Source organism: Tunicatimonas pelagia, from assembly GCF_030506325.1.
GTDB classification, from domain to species: domain Bacteria; phylum Bacteroidota; class Bacteroidia; order Cytophagales; family Cyclobacteriaceae; genus Tunicatimonas; species Tunicatimonas pelagia.
The window spans coordinates 24063-39753 of record NZ_CP120684.1; the positions used below are offsets into that span (position 1 = coordinate 24063).

General features: G+C 42.6%; 22 protein-coding genes. 11 read left to right on the forward strand and 11 right to left on the reverse strand.

Translation table 11 applies throughout. The features are described from left to right. The 11 genes from traM to P0M28_RS30535 all read left to right on the forward strand — a co-directional run bounded on the left by traM (position 1) and on the right by P0M28_RS30535 (position 9423). Entirely contained in the window at positions 1-999 is a 999-nt protein-coding gene (gene traM / locus P0M28_RS30485; RefSeq protein ID WP_302211092.1) for a conjugative transposon protein TraM, read from the forward strand. Positions 1000-1020: 21 nt separating this feature from the next. Continuing rightward, positions 1021-1611, forward strand: coding sequence for a hypothetical protein (locus P0M28_RS30490; protein WP_302211093.1), 591 nt, complete (start codon positions 1021-1023; stop codon positions 1609-1611). Between the two features lie 6 nt (positions 1612-1617). Beyond that, positions 1618-2469: a TrbJ/VirB5 family protein gene (locus P0M28_RS30495; RefSeq protein WP_302211095.1), complete on the forward strand. Its 852-nt coding sequence runs from the start codon at positions 1618-1620 to the stop codon at positions 2467-2469. A gap of 25 nt (positions 2470-2494) precedes the next feature. Next, the gene (locus P0M28_RS30500; RefSeq protein WP_302211097.1) at positions 2495-3742 is read left to right on the forward strand and encodes a hypothetical protein; all 1248 of its coding nucleotides are present in this window, start codon (positions 2495-2497) and stop codon (positions 3740-3742) included. A 79-nt stretch (positions 3743-3821) separates the two neighbouring features. Next, positions 3822-4559: a hypothetical protein gene (locus P0M28_RS30505; protein ID WP_302211099.1), complete on the forward strand. Its 738-nt coding sequence runs from the start codon at positions 3822-3824 to the stop codon at positions 4557-4559. 13 nt (positions 4560-4572) lie between these two features. After that, on the forward strand, positions 4573-5199 hold the full coding sequence (locus P0M28_RS30510; RefSeq protein ID WP_302211100.1) for a hypothetical protein: 627 nt from the start codon (positions 4573-4575) through the stop codon (positions 5197-5199). A gap of 47 nt (positions 5200-5246) precedes the next feature. Further along, positions 5247-5531 carry a hypothetical protein gene (locus P0M28_RS30515; RefSeq protein WP_302211101.1) on the forward strand — a complete coding sequence of 95 codons (285 nt, stop codon included), beginning with the start codon at positions 5247-5249 and terminating at the stop codon, positions 5529-5531. 9 nt (positions 5532-5540) lie between these two features. Beyond that, positions 5541-5948: a PH domain-containing protein gene (locus P0M28_RS30520; RefSeq protein ID WP_302211102.1), complete on the forward strand. Its 408-nt coding sequence runs from the start codon at positions 5541-5543 to the stop codon at positions 5946-5948. A 14-nt stretch (positions 5949-5962) separates the two neighbouring features. Beyond that, positions 5963-6976: a helicase associated domain-containing protein gene (locus P0M28_RS30525; RefSeq protein ID WP_302211104.1), complete on the forward strand. Its 1014-nt coding sequence runs from the start codon at positions 5963-5965 to the stop codon at positions 6974-6976. A gap of 261 nt (positions 6977-7237) precedes the next feature. After that, positions 7238-7510, forward strand: a complete 273-nt coding sequence (locus P0M28_RS30530; RefSeq protein ID WP_302211106.1) for a hypothetical protein — start codon at positions 7238-7240, stop codon at positions 7508-7510. An 800-nt stretch (positions 7511-8310) separates the two neighbouring features. Next, on the forward strand, positions 8311-9423 hold the full coding sequence (locus tag P0M28_RS30535; RefSeq protein ID WP_302211107.1) for a replication initiation protein: 1113 nt from the start codon (positions 8311-8313) through the stop codon (positions 9421-9423). Between the two features lie 390 nt (positions 9424-9813). Here the strand turns inward: P0M28_RS30535 and P0M28_RS30540 are convergent, their stop codons facing one another. The 11 genes from P0M28_RS30540 to P0M28_RS30590 all read right to left on the reverse strand — a co-directional run bounded on the left by P0M28_RS30540 (position 9814) and on the right by P0M28_RS30590 (position 15501). Beyond that, the gene (locus tag P0M28_RS30540) at positions 9814-10044 is read right to left on the reverse strand and encodes a hypothetical protein (protein WP_302211108.1); all 231 of its coding nucleotides are present in this window, start codon (positions 10042-10044) and stop codon (positions 9814-9816) included. A gap of 35 nt (positions 10045-10079) precedes the next feature. Then, the gene (locus P0M28_RS30545; RefSeq protein WP_302211110.1) at positions 10080-10736 is read right to left on the reverse strand and encodes a DUF6166 domain-containing protein; all 657 of its coding nucleotides are present in this window, start codon (positions 10734-10736) and stop codon (positions 10080-10082) included. Positions 10737-10772: 36 nt separating this feature from the next. Beyond that, positions 10773-11216 (reverse strand): hypothetical protein, encoded by a 444-nt coding sequence (locus P0M28_RS30550; RefSeq protein ID WP_302211111.1) that lies wholly within the window; start codon positions 11214-11216, stop codon positions 10773-10775. 36 nt (positions 11217-11252) lie between these two features. After that, positions 11253-11840 carry a hypothetical protein gene (locus P0M28_RS30555; RefSeq protein WP_302211113.1) on the reverse strand — a complete coding sequence of 196 codons (588 nt, stop codon included), beginning with the start codon at positions 11838-11840 and terminating at the stop codon, positions 11253-11255. After that, on the reverse strand, positions 11837-12115 hold the full coding sequence (locus tag P0M28_RS30560) for a hypothetical protein (RefSeq protein WP_302211115.1): 279 nt from the start codon (positions 12113-12115) through the stop codon (positions 11837-11839). Before P0M28_RS30560 ends, P0M28_RS30555 begins: the two co-directional genes overlap by 4 nt. Positions 12116-12298: 183 nt before the next feature. Then, on the reverse strand, positions 12299-12775 hold the full coding sequence (locus P0M28_RS30565; protein WP_367281931.1) for an XF1762 family protein: 477 nt from the start codon (positions 12773-12775) through the stop codon (positions 12299-12301). 32 nt (positions 12776-12807) lie between these two features. Further along, complete coding sequence (locus P0M28_RS30570) at positions 12808-13083, reverse strand: hypothetical protein (RefSeq protein WP_302211117.1); 276 nt, start codon at positions 13081-13083, stop codon at positions 12808-12810. Beyond that, the gene (locus P0M28_RS30575) at positions 13080-13628 is read right to left on the reverse strand and encodes a hypothetical protein (RefSeq protein WP_302211118.1); all 549 of its coding nucleotides are present in this window, start codon (positions 13626-13628) and stop codon (positions 13080-13082) included. The genes P0M28_RS30570 and P0M28_RS30575 overlap by 4 nt, the downstream gene beginning before the upstream one ends. Position 13629: 1 nt before the next feature. Next, the gene (locus P0M28_RS30580) at positions 13630-13884 is read right to left on the reverse strand and encodes a hypothetical protein (protein WP_302211120.1); all 255 of its coding nucleotides are present in this window, start codon (positions 13882-13884) and stop codon (positions 13630-13632) included. Then, positions 13874-14158, reverse strand: coding sequence for a hypothetical protein (locus P0M28_RS30585; RefSeq protein WP_302211122.1), 285 nt, complete (start codon positions 14156-14158; stop codon positions 13874-13876). The genes P0M28_RS30580 and P0M28_RS30585 overlap by 11 nt, the downstream gene beginning before the upstream one ends. A gap of 152 nt (positions 14159-14310) precedes the next feature. Next, positions 14311-15501, reverse strand: coding sequence for a hypothetical protein (locus P0M28_RS30590; RefSeq protein WP_302211123.1), 1191 nt, complete (start codon positions 15499-15501; stop codon positions 14311-14313). Positions 15502-15691 lie beyond the last annotated feature (190 nt).

A 15691-nucleotide genomic window follows, 5' to 3' on the forward strand; every position in this document is an offset into this window, starting at 1 on the left:
ATGGATAGGGTAGAGCAAGTCGAACATCCGGAGCGATTTCAACAGGGTAAACCCCCTCTATGGAAGCGCGCCCAAACCTTTGTGGTAAATAATATATTTTGGATTCCAATTGTCGGGATCGTTGTAGGTGTGGTTGGCTTCTACATGCTGTACGGTTATTATAGTGGGAAGACGGTGCGATTGAATGTTGATCTGGGAGACTATGTTGAGCCCCGACAGGAAAAGCCAGGGAAAGAAATAAGTAAATTTGAAGAAGCTCTTAACGCAATTAAGCGAAAGAACAATGTCAAAAGCAGGGATCGCTACGAAAAAGCGGTGAACGGTCGGGATATCATATCAACTGATTATGGGCACCTTACTTATTTTGACGATGGAAATGAAGAAGAGGAAGAAGTTCTGATAGACACCGCAACAGTTGATACGACTGCCGCCCCGGTAAAAGTTGTCAAAGTGTATATACCTGCTGCTTCTCCGCCTCCCGTAGACACTACCTCCGTTGATACCGTTGAGGCTATCCCTCAAATTCGAAATCCGTTCGCATCTGTGAGGTTAGCTAGTAGCCATGAGGTACGATATATTCCAGCCTTTATCTACGGCGATCAGACCATTGGACGTAACTCTCGGGTTAAACTGCAATTGGGCGAAACGCTTAGTCTAGATAATCACAAAATTAATAAAGGAACTATCTTTTTTGGCCGGGCAAGATTGACTAACGATGCTATTTACGTATCGGTCAATCGGATTGGGCGTTATGATGTTTCCTACGATGTCTATGATAATGACTACAGTCACGGCATTCTGTTGGAAAACCCTAAAAACGGTGATACTGAGCAGGCCCTTACCCAGTCAGCGTATCGATCTTCTAACCGGGGAGTAGCTGACATTCCCTATGACATTGCTCGAGATGTAGCGCGAGCTATTGTAATTAATAAGCGCAGAAGACAACGTGAAGTTCGTCTCAGTGACGGTGATCCCGTGTTCTTGGCAAAAAATCAGTAATTTGACAAGAAAAACGATGTTATGAAAAAGCTGATTTACCTTTCATGTTTGCTACTACTCGTAGGTTGTGGAGATGATGATGAACCAACCCCTGCTCCAATGGATAATGTTGCACCTGATAACCCAGATGATAGAGAATTATTTATTGAAGCTAATATCAATTCTCGTGTATGGATTAGAGATGAATTTCTCTTCAGTGATAGTGCTTTTTTTCCCTATGATACAATTCCGTTTATTGATCTGATAGAGCATCAATCCGACTGCCGACAGGATGATCGTTACGGATTGAGCCTTCTAAATGGAAACCTAGTTGTGAGCATTGATGATCACCAGATAAGCTGCAATGAATTTGAACCGTCAGGCCTGAACCAAGCCATCATATACGATCTGAATGACTCACTCACTCAGGGAATGGCTGATTTTCAAAATATTGATGCCATCAATAAATTTCTTGACGTTGGTGAACCACGTAGTGGCAACACAAGTCGTGGCCGCTATATTATGGATTGGACGATCTCACATCTCACGAAAGATAGTATAGTTATTAATGGATCTTTTCCTGATGCAACTCTTGGTGTACCATCATATAGACTAAAGTTTGTACCTATTTAAACAGCTATGAAAAAGGCTATCGTTATTACAATATTTGTTCTCTCATATTATATAGCTTCCGCTCAATTCATCGTCTTGGATCCCGGTGATATCGCAGCAACGATAGTTAATGGAGGGATATTGAAAAAGACCAATGAAGTCATTAAGGAGGCAAATGAAATAGCTTCTGACATTAAAGAAACCGTTAGCAATATCCGTGAACTTCAGCAGACAATTGATGATGCTTTAAGTATCGTGAAATCTATTATCAAGAACGACGACTTAGGCATTAGTAACATTCAATTTGAGTTAGAGGCAGCAGCCAGTATTTCAGGGAATTTCGGGGATTTTGTCAATGGTATTGTTGAAGGAGATCATCCGATGATTGTAGGTTATGGGAATGCAAATGTTTCTATAGGAGCTGAAATGCTTCAGCATGTTTTTGAATATGGTATTGACGATAAGCTTCCGAATGGTCTCAATAATCTTTATGCTACTTCGGCTGACCAAAGCTTTAATAAAGAAGTGTATGCTTATGGGGCTGCCAAGAAGAAAATTCAGATCGCATTGACTTACAATAAGCTCGCCGAGGTAATGTTGGTTAAGGCTGATAAGCTAAACTCTTTACTGAAGAAGGGAATAGGTCCTGGTATTGGTAAAGATGAGGTTCTAAAAATGACAGAGGGTGAGCGCATTCAACTATTAGAAACATCGGCCTCGTACGTTCGAAAGGCATTAGAGTTACGCATGCTATGCGATCAGATCATACAGAAAGAAGTCGAGCGAATATCTCCGGTCCGTGATCAGGTAATGAATATGTATGATACTTACATGCGCACTCGGAGGCTGTTCGCAACCAAAGAAGATGATGACGGATAATTCGTCCACCTAATTAATCAGACTTATGCGCCTACTTTTTATAATGCTGTGTATCAGCTGGACTTCTATAGCATTGGCTCAAGATAGTCCGGATGATCCTTTTGATTGGCTACCCGAAATGGAGGATCCCGATTTCGATAGTGATGATCCACTGTCCGGACACGAGTGGGCCAACTGGGGGGAAAACGATTGGAAAGATCAGTTCGAGCAGTACGAAGATTACTACGAGGAAGATAATGCAAAGGGTATCCGGCAACAAGCCTATGAGATGGCGGAAGAGGAAGGAATGAATATTCCTCAGCGACACGGCCCCTTTACCTATGATCCCGAAACTGGAGAAGTCGTATTAGAGTCGGAAAAACAATACATGAAAAGGTTGAACACCTATTTAGATGGACTCGAAGATGAACTCACCGATGTTGCTAAGGATGCTGCACTAGAAGCACTGTATCTTGCACTTGAGCCAGTTCTTAAGGCGCTCAAAGAAAAGAACTCCGCTATTTTGGATGCTGTGATTCCACCATTCCCTGGTGTACCTGTATGGGACCCAGTGGAAGAAAATCAAAAGGAAAAGAAAGAAGGAGGACGAAATTTTAAATACTGGGTAAAGCTGGCCGCCGAGAATATCATGCAGAACCTCTTTAAAAAAAATGCTGAGGGCAAGTGGGAACTTCAGCGAGAAAATGTACGACTATTGAAAGAAGTTGGTATTATTCGTTTTCTAAAGATGTCTGTTTTAGATTGGGAGTTAGCCCATGCTCTTGAACTGGAGATACCTGATGAGTTACTGCGGTATGCCGAGGGGATACAAGACATCTATCAGTCTGGGAAATCCACGTTTGAAGCAGGCAAACAACTTTATCAAGAGGTATCTACCCTAGATACTGAACTACCTCTACCCCGGTCATTTGGCCAGCTAAAAGAAATAGCCACTCATACTGTCATCAATCAGTTCACACTACATGAGATGGTTAAAAAACGGCAAAAGGTGCTAGCATTGACGTATAAGCAACTGGCTGATCGATATCAAGAATATGGGCAAGACTTGAACGAAAAGCTTCAGCAGGATGAGGCACTACGTATGACTGATGGTGAACGAATGAAGGCCCATCAAATTGCTCAAAACTACCTTCAGCAAAGCGTTGAGCTCAAAGCGCATGCTGAGCAGCTGATGGAACTCCACGCAATGCCCCATGATCCCATGCATAAAAAGGAGGTTGTTGAACTATACCGAACCTATCGTCAGGTTGAACAACAATTCGCTCATGAATAGCAAGATGATTTCATCTATCACCGGTTTAAGGATTGTAAGTTACCTCTGCATAGCCCTTTTATTATCAGCAGGTAAATGCATGGTTGTTAAAGATAAGAAAAACCGGAAAGAGGAGATCAACAATGCGGCATCTTCCCTGGGTGAAAACATCATGTGGGAAAAAATTCGGAAGACCAAAGAAGTTATCGATGAAACTTACGATAAAATCCATGCTCTTCAGGATAGCTTGGACCAGATCAAGCAGATGGTCCATACTATTCGTAATCTAGGGATGGCCAATATTGAGGATGAGCTACTCTTCGTTCACGACATTAAGACTGATATTGATGCTTACGTGGCTGGTGTTCCTGGAAATGGATCTGAAGCAGTGCTACGCCAGCTCTATAAAAGTGATCATGTAGCCCAGGCAGCGACCGCTTTCACCAACACAATATACTTTGCTGATGCTCTTCCCAGCACCGTAGAAGCGTTGGATCAGCATGTAATTGATGTTAACGACCTTCGTATGGAATACAGCGAATTTGCCGACAAACGGGCGATGCAGACGGCTAGTATGTACCGTCGATGGGGGGAACTGTATCGCAACAAAGGGGAAGAACTTCATCATTGGGTCATGACAGATAATGCGTACGCAGTCACTGACTACGAACGCATCAAGCTTCAACAAATAGCGCAGCAATACACCGTATTAAGTTACCGCTTCGTGGAGAAAAGTGATAGTATTTTGCTGGCTATCTCAAATTACCAAGGCGCGGTGAAGATGGCGCAAAAAAACCGCTTATTCCACTATCTCCGCTCCAAAGAATTATTTAATTAACTATTGATTACTTATGATTATGCACCTCAAAACCGGACTCTTGCTGGCAGTATTATATCTTGTTAACTCTTTTCCTACCCTGGCACAACTTCACTATCAAGGCCACCACGGTATACAGGCCGAATATGGACTTCAATCACAGTTTAGTGATCTCTATGGAATAGGATACCAGTTCTTTTTTAACAACCGGTTACAGCTGGAATTTATGGGCGGGTACGAGCGAGGGAGTTATCAGAGGGACGAAGCTGTTTCACAGTATGATGCCACTGTAGTATATAACGTAGAAAATGTATATCTGCACGAAACACTCAACTATAGTTTTTTGCGAGCATTCAAACGAATGTATTTTAATATTGGACTCGGCTTGACGCAAACGTATCAGCAGGGTAGCACTTCCACGTACACCTTCTCGACGGACTCAGTACGATTGGCCGAACTTGACAACCCTGCGGAGTTTGACCCTAATTCGGTTGAGATGAATGGTAGAATTCGGTTTGGTGGGCATGCGAATGCTTTGCTAGAATTTTACGTAAGTAGATATTTCACATTATTAGCTCGTCATCGTCTTGTATATCTGATAAGCAGTCAATATGAACCGTGGGATCAGCAAACAAGTGTTGGCCTGCGCGTTAATTTTTGATTTTTCAGCTAGTTGATAAGCAATAGTATTATTTAAATTTCAAGAAAATGTATAAGCTTTGGCCGAAACAGTATGCTGGGATGATGGAAGAATACGCCCAAATCTATGAGAACTTGATAAAGGAAGCTCCCACGCCTTCTAGCCGTAGCATGGCCCTACATTTTCAGAAGTTGTTTGATCATTATGATTTATCGCTACTTACCAAAGAACAGCAGCAGGAGAGCCTGTCGCTACTGACAAAAATTAGGTATGAGCTTGGCATTATTGCACCTGATGAAGAAGAAAACCAGTCTAAGGCTGTGCCTACCGGCGAGGCCATAGCAAAACAGTAATTACCTAGTATGGAAAAGCCGACAATCATTTGGAAATATAAACCGCATCAGGGCACTAATATTGGCATATTTCTTTCTTCCTTCACCTTAGTGACTCTTCCTTGGGTAATTTGGTCCTACCTAAAAACCCGTTCTACTGAATACCGAATTGAAGGGGGAAAACTCTACGCCCGAACCGGTATATGGCCAAATAAAGAACTAGAAATTTACTTGTTTCGGATTAAGTCCCTTCAGATAAAACGTTCTTTTGCGAACGTACTCGGATTGCATACCCTAACGGTACTCACTGAAAATGACCTAGTTCCGGAAATTAGAATTGAGGGGATAGTTAACCTAAAAGAAACAGAAAATATTATATTGCATCAAATTGATCTTCAAAAAAGGTCTCGGGATACCACACCCGCTGATGATCCATAAAAAATAATTAGGTAGTGAATTCAGGTAGTAAAAACGAGCTGTGTGACTTGTTTGAAAGGTTCTATCAAAAATACCATCATGCATACGTTCCAAACTACCCTGAATTCAAACGACTTTACACCTTAGTTACCCAGGCCCGCAAGCACCCTCATCGGCTTAGTGAGTTTGAAAAACATTGCTTGGATCGTCGGAATTTTGACTGGAAAGCCGGCAATCGCTTCAGCCGGTGGATGTTCAATTATTCTGCCCTAAAACAATTTTTTGAAGAGCACGGTCACTCTGATCTCCCTGAAGATTATCCCATCAACCAAAGGTTGGGCAGTTGGGCCTACCGTCAGCGAGGTCAAAAAGATAAGCTCAGTCCCCAGCAGGTGGCCATGCTAGATGATTTAAATTTTACCTGGATAGATTCTGTAGATGGGCCTCGGAGCCCGAACCTACAGCGGCGTTGGGAAGGCATGTACAAGCGGTTGAGCCAATATAAAGCAGAACACGGCCATGTGTTAGTTCCGAGTACGTATTCAGATACTCAGCTCGCTCAGTGGGTTTTCCGTCAACGGAAATTTGCTGATCGTCTCAGCAGTGAACAGGTTGATCGTCTTGAATCTTTGGGCTTTGTTTTTGACATGCAATTGCAAAAAGACTTGACGTGGGAGTATAACTACCAGCAACTTACTCAATTTTACCACGAACACGGACACAGTCGTGTTCCACAAACTTATCCTAACAGGCGTCTGGCTGATTGGGTCCGAAGCCAAAGAGCGCAAAGAGTTAAACTCACGAAGGATAAATTGGATAAGCTTAGCAAAGTTGACTTTGCTTTTAACAGCAATCTTAAAAGCTTAAGGGACCAACAGTGGATGGATAACTTTAGGCAAGTGGAAGCTTTCTACAAGGAGCACGGCAATCTTAGCATTACTCATGATAAAAGGCTATATCGGTGGATTTACAAACAGAAAGCTAAACGCCCAAAAGAGGAATACCGGCGTGTGCTTCTCCGTCAACTGGATATTCACCATGAGGGCTAATAGAAAGGAAGAGGGGAGTGGTACGCTTAGTCAGATCGTTACTATATCCCTAGTCAAATTGAACTGTTGAACAAATAACTACGAAAGTACAACAGACTGGGAATGAGTAAGTAGTAATATTTGCTCGTCAACAGCGAAATCAAGGATTTGTTCGGGAAATACTTAATAATGCGTAGTAAAATACTTAGGATTAAGTATTGTCAGCAGTTACTAAAATCGCGAGTTTTCCTAAAATATCTACCCTACGCAACCACGATCACTATGATCACCCAACTCACTTATCAAGGTCAAACGTCAGCCCCTTCCTTCGAGGACTGGGTGAGCGTTGAGAGCTATCTACTCAAATGGATCAGTAAACCAATCTGCTTGACATTTTACTTTGAGTCAATTACTGAGCAGCTCACCTACTTCCAAGATTTAACCCGCTTTTGCAAATCTGTAATTTTAGCCCAACAAGGCAGACAAGTAGCGGCTTGGGAAATTCATGTGTTTAGTTTCGATCACCAAGAACATAGGATCGATCTGGCCGCCTAGTGAAAAACATCTTATTGATTTGGAAAACCCTAGTAAATCATGGCGCGGAAAATTATTTCTATTTCATTCAATATCAAAAAAATTTCGAAATACATGGATGCATATAAAAAAAACAACTAGCTAACAGCCAATATAGGCGACATAACTACTTGATTATGAGCTACTTATTTACGCAAAACCCTAATCGATTATGGCATTCACCCTAGTCGATCATGGCATTCGCCCTAGTCGATTATGCTAAAGAGTAGTTTTACACCCTAATCGATTATGGCTTAACCCTAGTCGATTATGCTGCATGGCTCTAAAACCCTAGTAAATTATGACAAGTTTATAAAAGGCTGATTAGTAATACTTTATGAGAGCAGATAGTAATGAAATTGAGTGGAATAGAACTAGAATTAGCTAAAAACCCTAGTAAAACATGAAGTTTTATATAGCTGAATATCAGTTAATTAGATGTTAAAACCCTAGTAAATTATGACATATTTTTTGCAGCATGGCTTTTTTGACCTTTTTAGTACCTGGTTTACCCTGTTTATTAAGAATGTTTAATTGAATAATAATAAATACCAAAAAAAGTAACGCAATTGATTGAATGTTAATAATCGCTAAGCCTGGGGTGAGGAGGGTTTCCAAGTTAAACCCTAGTAAATCATGGTGTAATTGTTAGTGATATTTGCATATCGATCTCTTAAAATTAAAATTGTCCTATGGCATACCCTGAAACCGTCAATCGCAAACTGATATCTGAAGAGTTTTCCATTTTCAAGCCAGCTTTGATAGCGCACTCAGATGTCGAAATGGATCTTAAGTCTCTGAAGCTTTTCCATGAAGTACTAGGTTTTAACCACCGGACCGAACCGGATCGGTACGAATACTTCATTGACTACAATTTAATTTCAAAGACCCGAGACGCTCGTAACATCCAGAAGATTATTTCTCAGGAGGTAGAGCGGATCGCTAGCCGCATGCAAGGGTTCGTTTTTAGAGTGGATAAGAAGAAAATGCATGAGATTACCGGAGAGCGGAATGTTGCTTCGGTTTCACCTTTTGATCGTATTGTCTACCAAGGTAGCCAGGTAAAAATTGTTCTGGGAAGAACTTTTAAAAAACTTCTGGTGCGCTACCAACAGTTCTATCTTGGTGACGCCCGTACTGTCCGAAGATTAAATCACAAAGCGTCTATCCATATGTACTGGCTGATTATTAGTCACAGTTGGAAGGGGCATAGTTTTGAAGTAACCTTAGAAGAGCTAAAAAGGCTGCTTGGCTGTCCTGGTGCTTACGAGAATCGATGGGATAATTTCCGGAAATTCATTCTCGATCCTATCCAGAAGGAATTTAAGAACACCTGGGCCAAGTTTGAGTATACTACAAAACGAAAAGGCCGGAGAATCAATTCTCTTACATTTACTTTTGAGAGTGATGCGCAAGTGATCCGAAATATCATCAATGAGTCCCCGTATAAGTTTGAGCATCAGTTGCACTTATACCAAATGAAACATAATGCTGTCATCCACATCCGCGACCAGGTACGGAAAGGGGTGTACACTGAGCAGGACGTGGAGAACGTTATTTTACACGCTCAGTCAGAGAAGAAAATCAAGAGCAAAGCAGGGTTCATAATAAAGGCACTTAAGGATGGTTGGTACGAACGAATGGCGATTCAAACGGAGCTACAAATCCCGGTTACGACGGTAGTTAAACCTACTCCAACCCCAAAAAACGGGTACTGGGGGGAAATACAAGCTTACTGGAATTTCAGTGATGAGCAGATAAATGAGTTACGTCAAGTCTACAATGAGAATACACTAAAAAAGGCTCACTACCAAAAATCAACCTTTTTCACTGAGGAGACTAACACGGAAATTGTTTTTGATTCATTTATGGAAAGTGTATCTAGGTACAGCTAATTTGTAATGAAAGGATTTAAACAAATACTGCCATGCTCAGCAAAAATTTTTTCAATAAGGAGAAAAAAAATGAACTGAGTAATCTTCAGGTTTGGTCATTAATACTAGGGGGATGGGCCGTATACGTGGGCTTATCCTTACTGATTAGTCAGTTAGGGATTCCGGGTTTAGATTTTAGCTTTCCTCTTGGGTTCTGAATGATAATATTAAATATTGGTACTGGTTGTCTTTTCTATTTCATGGCATTGGTTGGGGTAAGGAATGACCTATAATCTCAGTAAAAGGAAATAATCAAGACAAGGTGTCGAACTTGCTAGCGCTTTGGAATAGTACCCTTAAACTCAGGTGAATAGTTTCAAGGTAGCACAAGTGATTATCACGAAGAAATCTTTACCATACCGTATCCAACTCAGAAGAATTAGCCCAGGCGATCGGCTGCCATTCCCGAAAAGCCTGCTGACAAACCTCACTGTACCAGTACACATGAACGGCGTATCCATTATTACATTTCACAACCACTTGCTCATCTCTGGGAATAGCTTCCCTTTCTATCGGGGTAAACAACCACGGCATTGCTTCCAATTTTGTGATGATGGCCGCGTGAATTTCTTTAGTGCTCATTTTTTCTTGATTGATTTAGCTGAAGATCTTACTTCTTAAATGCTGGCTTCAGCACTACTAAACGTTTCCTCAAACCACCCCTCCCGTACGTCACGGTAGAGCTGAGCGATATTTCTAAATTGATACACTGGGGATCGGTGCTCTATGAACGTTAGATAGTCCTGCTGTTCATCAAAAGAAAAGCCTCCTAGCTCTTTTTGATTGGCCAAAAGGAGGCTAACCCCTCGCTGTCCGTGGCTTCCTTCATACTCTTGATAAATATAACCCACGCCCCCCTCTGGGTTAAATCGCCTGTCTACTGCTACCAGATCACCTACGCGAAATGAATGCTCAACTGAGGTTATTGGATCAGGTTCATTATCAACGAGTTTTGCTGGTACAGAAAAGGTAGTCGTGAATTCACCCTCAGGTAGTGGGGCAATAAACTGTTGTTTAAAGGTTTGAAATAATTGGATCGCCATATCCTTTCCATAGAGTTCTAGGCAAATCGCTAGGGCGAGCTGAGCGGGACCACTGCCCCCATAACCATGGGCAAATCCAGAAGGAGACTTATCTAACACCTGTAGGCTCTTTTCAAGCGAGAGGCGTCGGTGGTTAAGATAGTAAAACCGTTCATTATTCCAGTCCTGTAAAAATTCTATATCTTGAGAGTTCCTTTTTTGACACTGGAGGCTAATTGTAAATTCTTCCATGCTTCGTTCTTTTTTGCCTAAATGATAGGTTTGATGCTAACTCGTCGTACTTAAGACGGCATCAATTTTTAATAAAAATGTCCTTAGATCACCCCGGGATATATTGGGTATCTTCTGCTCTCGCCACTGGTCAAATCGGTTTCTATAGAGTACTTGAAAGAAAAACCATGAAACAAACCCTAATGATACAGCCAGTAATACCATTGCACCCGGGCCGGAACTGATGGATGAAAGATATAAGCAGCCAAGCGATAATAGAAGTGGGGGTAACCAACTGAGTAACGCTTGCTGCATAATGATTCTTCGCTTGATCCCTGTTCGTAATTGGTGCCAATCCTGATAAAGTAAGTCATCGAGCACATTTATTTTCTCTACAAGAATATCCTGTATGGCTCCCTCCACCTGCTGAAAGGTAGGCGAGGCCTGTTCAGGCACCAACTGATCAATCAAAGACGATAAAGTTAGTTGTGTTTTGACCATGATTTTTACTAGTTAATTTAAAAATACCGATAAATTTCAGTCCGTACAACCCCCGGAATTACACATGCTTTGTCCGGTAAAATCCAGACTTTCCGTGTAGGGCAATTCCTTAATTTGTTGTAGAGAATAATCAAAGCGAAGGGTAGCATTGTATCGATTCTCCATCATCATCCAAAATTTACCTTTTCGCGGTCGCTCCCTAAACTGCTTTTGTAATTGGTGGACAGGACGATGAAATCGGATCGCCGAGCGACAAAACTCACAATTATTGAATTCTGGAAATCGGACTGGTTTGTTTTTCCAATAGTCAATCACCTCCGCTTGGGTTATAGTAATCACGGGAAAGTGTCCGATCCGCCAGTGGTGAGTCCGCCATTTTTTTTCTCCGGCGTGCCGACCTTCCGTATGAATGCCATCCGGATATTTAAAAGTTTCTTTGAAAGTTAGCACCCGCTCTATGTCATCTAACCGATATCCAATATTCATCCGGATCAGGGGAGTGTCAGTTTGCCAAAAGGTAGTGCTGGCATTATATAGGTACGCTTCGTAGCGATCCACGTCCGGATGATCCCGGTACCAGCGATACCCATGCTTCAGAAACTCGTAGATGGGTTTGATCTTCATTTCAGTAGCCGACGTGGCGCGGTACAAAAGCGAGCTCGAGCGTTCGGAAGAAACTTCCGCCTATCAATGATCTTATCCAGGGAGTCGCCACAGACCATGAAAATTTCTTTCCCTAGGTATTGTTCCAGTTCCATGACCGAACGAATAGTTTCATCGCTCTCTAAGGTAGCATAGACTAAATCAGTATCCAGCTTATTCCAAACGTAGCGGCGAATGGCTTCATCATGAAAATGAAACTCAAGGTAGTCCGTTTGTACCAAGGCGAAGATGTTCATATCAGCTGTAGTATTCGTAGCGGCCATCATCGCGGATGTTCGCCCTCAGGAAATGCTATTAATAGTGAACAAATTATCCGCCTGTTTCCCCCGCAATAGTTTACGTTGGATGTCGCTAACTTTGTCCGACTGCTTTGAAGCTTTTGGTGGGGTTAGTATGAGCGTGGACTGTTCCATAAGCTGCTAGTGAATAAGACGGGACCAACGATTCTTTAATTCGGTGGAGCGGTGTTTTCGCCTGCCGCTCCACCGGGTACCACCTACCTTTTCGGCCTCCAGGGCGAACCCCGCTGCTTTCAAGGTAGTCCCTCGCTCTGATACCAAAGTATACGTTATTATCTGGCTGTAACCATAGCATTGAGCGTACTGGCAACAGGCTCCGTAAAGTTTACTACATACGTTGCGCTTACCATCTTCTTTTGGGGATAAACTACACAGACGATTTACCTCTATCGTACTACCGTTATCAAGATGCCGGGCTACTGGTCTTCCACAAATCGCCACGCCTACCAGTGATTCATTCCAGAAACAACCTAGTGAAAATTTATGCCCGACGACGGGTCCGCAGTGCCGGTGATGACTGGAAACGTATGCGTTTGCCACAGACAGAATGACAGGTTCCACGAACAACTGATTTGGCCGTTGATAAAACAGATGCATTTGCTATTTGAATAGTGATTGATGCCCGGTCGCTAAGGATGGGCGAAGGGATTGTCTTCTTCGTATTGATATTGAGTAATCGAACTCATCTCCTGTAGGGGGATACACTTTTCAATACGCTCACCCATCCAGTAGGTGTAGACATACATATTTCGTTGAGTAACTACATCAACAGTGGCTATCATGTCTCGTAGGTAGCCTACTCCTTTATAAATAAAGAGGCTGTCACTGTCCTTAGTCGCCTCGATTTTAAAGCACTGGCCTTTGTGGCAAAAACAGGCTCCTCCTTTTATATCCCGCTGTTTCATACCGAAGCTTTTTGTATGCTGGTGGCTAGCGTTTGACGATCAAAGGCACCAAACTTATACAAAGGGAATTGGTAGCCATTTCGCTTAAAGGCTTTCCAATGATGCGTACCCAGATGTTCTCCCCAAACGCTGTTACTTGTTCTTCCATCGTAGATATTCTGGTATTCGCTCAGCTGGCGAAGTACTTCAGCAATGACCGAAGACGGTAAGGGTATGTGATCTATACGAATAGACAAGTGTACCGGTGAGTCACTGATCAGCCGAGCAATCTTATTGGACTTCCATTTCCTTTCGTATTTACCCATTCCAGAATCCAACCGGGGCGATTTTAGTAGGGTAGGATAGGGGCGGGGAAATTCTTCTTTGTAAGGGGAATAACGGTAGTGTAACTGGCTATGTAGCTGGTGAAGCCGTTCACAAAACTTAGTGCAATCCTCTTGGGCATGAGAACCGGCAAACACACGATTTCCTTGCAGTGATCGCTTTCGAAGCGTTTTCGCTTTATACTGATCGTCTATGTATAAATGATAGTGTAGAATAATCATACTAAAGAATTGTTTGACTATGGTTTGCATTATGCCTATCCCGAAGGAGTATGAGGCACTCTACTTGATGGTTAGAAAGTTGGTCGAAGTCTTCGGCTGTCAGCTCTCTTAGTTCCTCCGCTGTATAAACTGCGTTGGGAATAATACCGCAATCGCGGAAACCTCGACAACGGTAGCCTCCTCCTGGCCACTCGCCTTCCACAATACCAGGAAATGACCATTGATCAGTTTGGTGGAGAACAATTTTACCGACCATTGTACCGACTATTTTTAGAAGCAGAAATTTCTTGGTTTTCTTCCAAGATGGGGTATTCGCGCACTAGCTCCTGGTAGATGGCTTCGCCTTCCTTCACCTTGTTATCAGCGATGATTTGTTTTACCCACCGCCGCCCTTCAGTTTCCATTAATAAGGAACTGCTTACCGGAAATGGTATTCGCATCGATAAATCAATGAGGTGAACGTGATTAGGATGGTAGCCCAAACGCTGGGCGATAACGATACGAACAGCGTAGGTTTGTGCGTTGTTCATTGAATAACGGTTTAGAGTACGTCAATATGTTCAAAGTGATTCGCTATCGGCAAATTTGAAGTTGCCGATTAACTTGAATTGTTTGGAAGAGAAGAAATAACCTCCAACCTTACTTATGGAAGGAGGCTATTTGCGTCAAACCACTAAACAACCTACAATCCTAGCCCGTATTGGGGTGAGGCTACTATTTTGGTGTTTCCTGCTGGTAGGCGATTATCCCACTTAGGAACCTGAACGAGTACCTGATCGGCAAGACTTTCTAAATCATTTCGTTTATCGGGGTCACCTATTTGGTGTGCGTGATAGGTTATAGCCTGAGCGACACCGAATGCAGTATTCTGATTACTCAGGGTGAAATAATCCAGTATACTTTCCGTGTCGTTTTCGGTCACGCTAAAGTGTCGGGTTACATTCTCTATACACGCAATTGGGTGCTTGACTTGGTAGTTGCCTAGTTCGGTAATTTCGCTCAGCCATTTGCTTAAATACTCTTCGCTGGCAAAGTGCCTTACGTAGTCGCTTACCTGGCTTTGGATGAGATTTAGCGCATGTTTATACGTGTCTTCGCTCCAATCAATCGCTCCTTCATCCAGTTTGGTACCTAGGTGGTTTTTTCCCCACACATCTTTCTCACGGATCATTCCATTTTTACAAACCAATACTTGGGCACGGGGAGCAATCTCGTAGCGCCCCATTCCTACCTCGCTATTTCGCAACGTAAAACCTGCCATCACTCCATCTCCAACCTCTAGTGTTTTGGGGTTTTTGTACCCCTTCAGTAGTCCGTTTGCTCCTACTACTACATCCGGTGCTACAAAGCGAACATACATTTTGGTTTCAGTAATATCCGCCGTCTCTACCACAACGGCTAATTTCTCGCGCTGAATAGCTCTTAGTACAGACATGAGCAAATGGATGTTATCAATACACTTGAACCGGCGTGACAACAGCGCACGGCCGGTAGCTACCGGCTGTCCAGCGTCACTATCATCATCACGATAGGTTCTAAGCAAGTAGGGTTGTTCACTTTTGGTTAGCCACCCATTTACATTGTCATCCAACAAGTTCGGATGTTCTGCTCGCATCCGGTCGTAGTATCGTTTAGGGATTCCTAGTTTGTCGCTGATCTGCCGGTGCGCTACCGAATTAGGTCGAATGGTTACTTGATCCGGGATGCATTGATCGGTAGCATAATGACGAACGTAGTCGGAAGCATTTATGTGCAAATCACTCGCTGACATCTGTAGTAGCGATGGGGGAACAACCAAATCGACACGGCGTCGATCTAGCTCTTGTAGTTTATCCATTAATTGCTCGAGGGATAGATTTCGGAATACAGACATAATTGCTGGGTTTAAGTGGTGATAAATTAAAGGGGAAAAGTAACTAGGAGTGCTCTGCCTTATGGTATTGACTTTCCCGCGTTACTGCTTTTGATATAATCAAAGTTAGTAATCTTTTGATTACTAAACAAGGTTTTGAGTAATCTTTTGATTACTTTTTTATTTAGAGCAGATTCCCGATATTTACCAA

Excerpts from the sequence above, each read along its gene's own strand:
- P0M28_RS30500 (WP_302211097.1), top strand. The coding sequence starts at position 2,495 with ATGCGCCTACTTTTTATAATGCTGTGTATCAGCTGGACTTCTATAGCA.
- P0M28_RS30545 (WP_302211110.1), bottom strand. The coding sequence starts at position 10,736 with ATGGAAGAATTTACAATTAGCCTCCAGTGTCAAAAAAGGAACTCTCAA.
- P0M28_RS30530 (WP_302211106.1), top strand. The coding sequence starts at position 7,238 with ATGATCACCCAACTCACTTATCAAGGTCAAACGTCAGCCCCTTCCTTC.
- P0M28_RS30520 (WP_302211102.1), top strand. The coding sequence starts at position 5,541 with ATGGAAAAGCCGACAATCATTTGGAAATATAAACCGCATCAGGGCACT.
- P0M28_RS30540 (WP_302211108.1), bottom strand. The coding sequence starts at position 10,044 with ATGAGCACTAAAGAAATTCACGCGGCCATCATCACAAAATTGGAAGCA.
- P0M28_RS30535 (WP_302211107.1), top strand. The coding sequence starts at position 8,311 with ATGGATCTTAAGTCTCTGAAGCTTTTCCATGAAGTACTAGGTTTTAAC.
- P0M28_RS30565 (WP_367281931.1), bottom strand. The coding sequence starts at position 12,775 with ATGCATCTGTTTTATCAACGGCCAAATCAGTTGTTCGTGGAACCTGTC.
- traM (WP_302211092.1), top strand. The coding sequence starts at position 1 with ATGGATAGGGTAGAGCAAGTCGAACATCCGGAGCGATTTCAACAGGGT.
- P0M28_RS30560 (WP_302211115.1), bottom strand. The coding sequence starts at position 12,115 with ATGAACATCTTCGCCTTGGTACAAACGGACTACCTTGAGTTTCATTTT.
- P0M28_RS30580 (WP_302211120.1), bottom strand. The coding sequence starts at position 13,884 with ATGGTCGGTAAAATTGTTCTCCACCAAACTGATCAATGGTCATTTCCT.
- P0M28_RS30570 (WP_302211117.1), bottom strand. The coding sequence starts at position 13,083 with ATGAAACAGCGGGATATAAAAGGAGGAGCCTGTTTTTGCCACAAAGGC.
- P0M28_RS30590 (WP_302211123.1), bottom strand. The coding sequence starts at position 15,501 with ATGTCTGTATTCCGAAATCTATCCCTCGAGCAATTAATGGATAAACTA.
- P0M28_RS30515 (WP_302211101.1), top strand. The coding sequence starts at position 5,247 with ATGTATAAGCTTTGGCCGAAACAGTATGCTGGGATGATGGAAGAATAC.
- P0M28_RS30555 (WP_302211113.1), bottom strand. The coding sequence starts at position 11,840 with ATGAAGATCAAACCCATCTACGAGTTTCTGAAGCATGGGTATCGCTGG.
- P0M28_RS30495 (WP_302211095.1), top strand. The coding sequence starts at position 1,618 with ATGAAAAAGGCTATCGTTATTACAATATTTGTTCTCTCATATTATATA.
- P0M28_RS30505 (WP_302211099.1), top strand. The coding sequence starts at position 3,822 with ATGGTTGTTAAAGATAAGAAAAACCGGAAAGAGGAGATCAACAATGCG.
- P0M28_RS30575 (WP_302211118.1), bottom strand. The coding sequence starts at position 13,628 with ATGATTATTCTACACTATCATTTATACATAGACGATCAGTATAAAGCG.
- P0M28_RS30550 (WP_302211111.1), bottom strand. The coding sequence starts at position 11,216 with ATGGTCAAAACACAACTAACTTTATCGTCTTTGATTGATCAGTTGGTG.
- P0M28_RS30510 (WP_302211100.1), top strand. The coding sequence starts at position 4,573 with ATGATTATGCACCTCAAAACCGGACTCTTGCTGGCAGTATTATATCTT.
- P0M28_RS30490 (WP_302211093.1), top strand. The coding sequence starts at position 1,021 with ATGAAAAAGCTGATTTACCTTTCATGTTTGCTACTACTCGTAGGTTGT.
- P0M28_RS30585 (WP_302211122.1), bottom strand. The coding sequence starts at position 14,158 with ATGAACAACGCACAAACCTACGCTGTTCGTATCGTTATCGCCCAGCGT.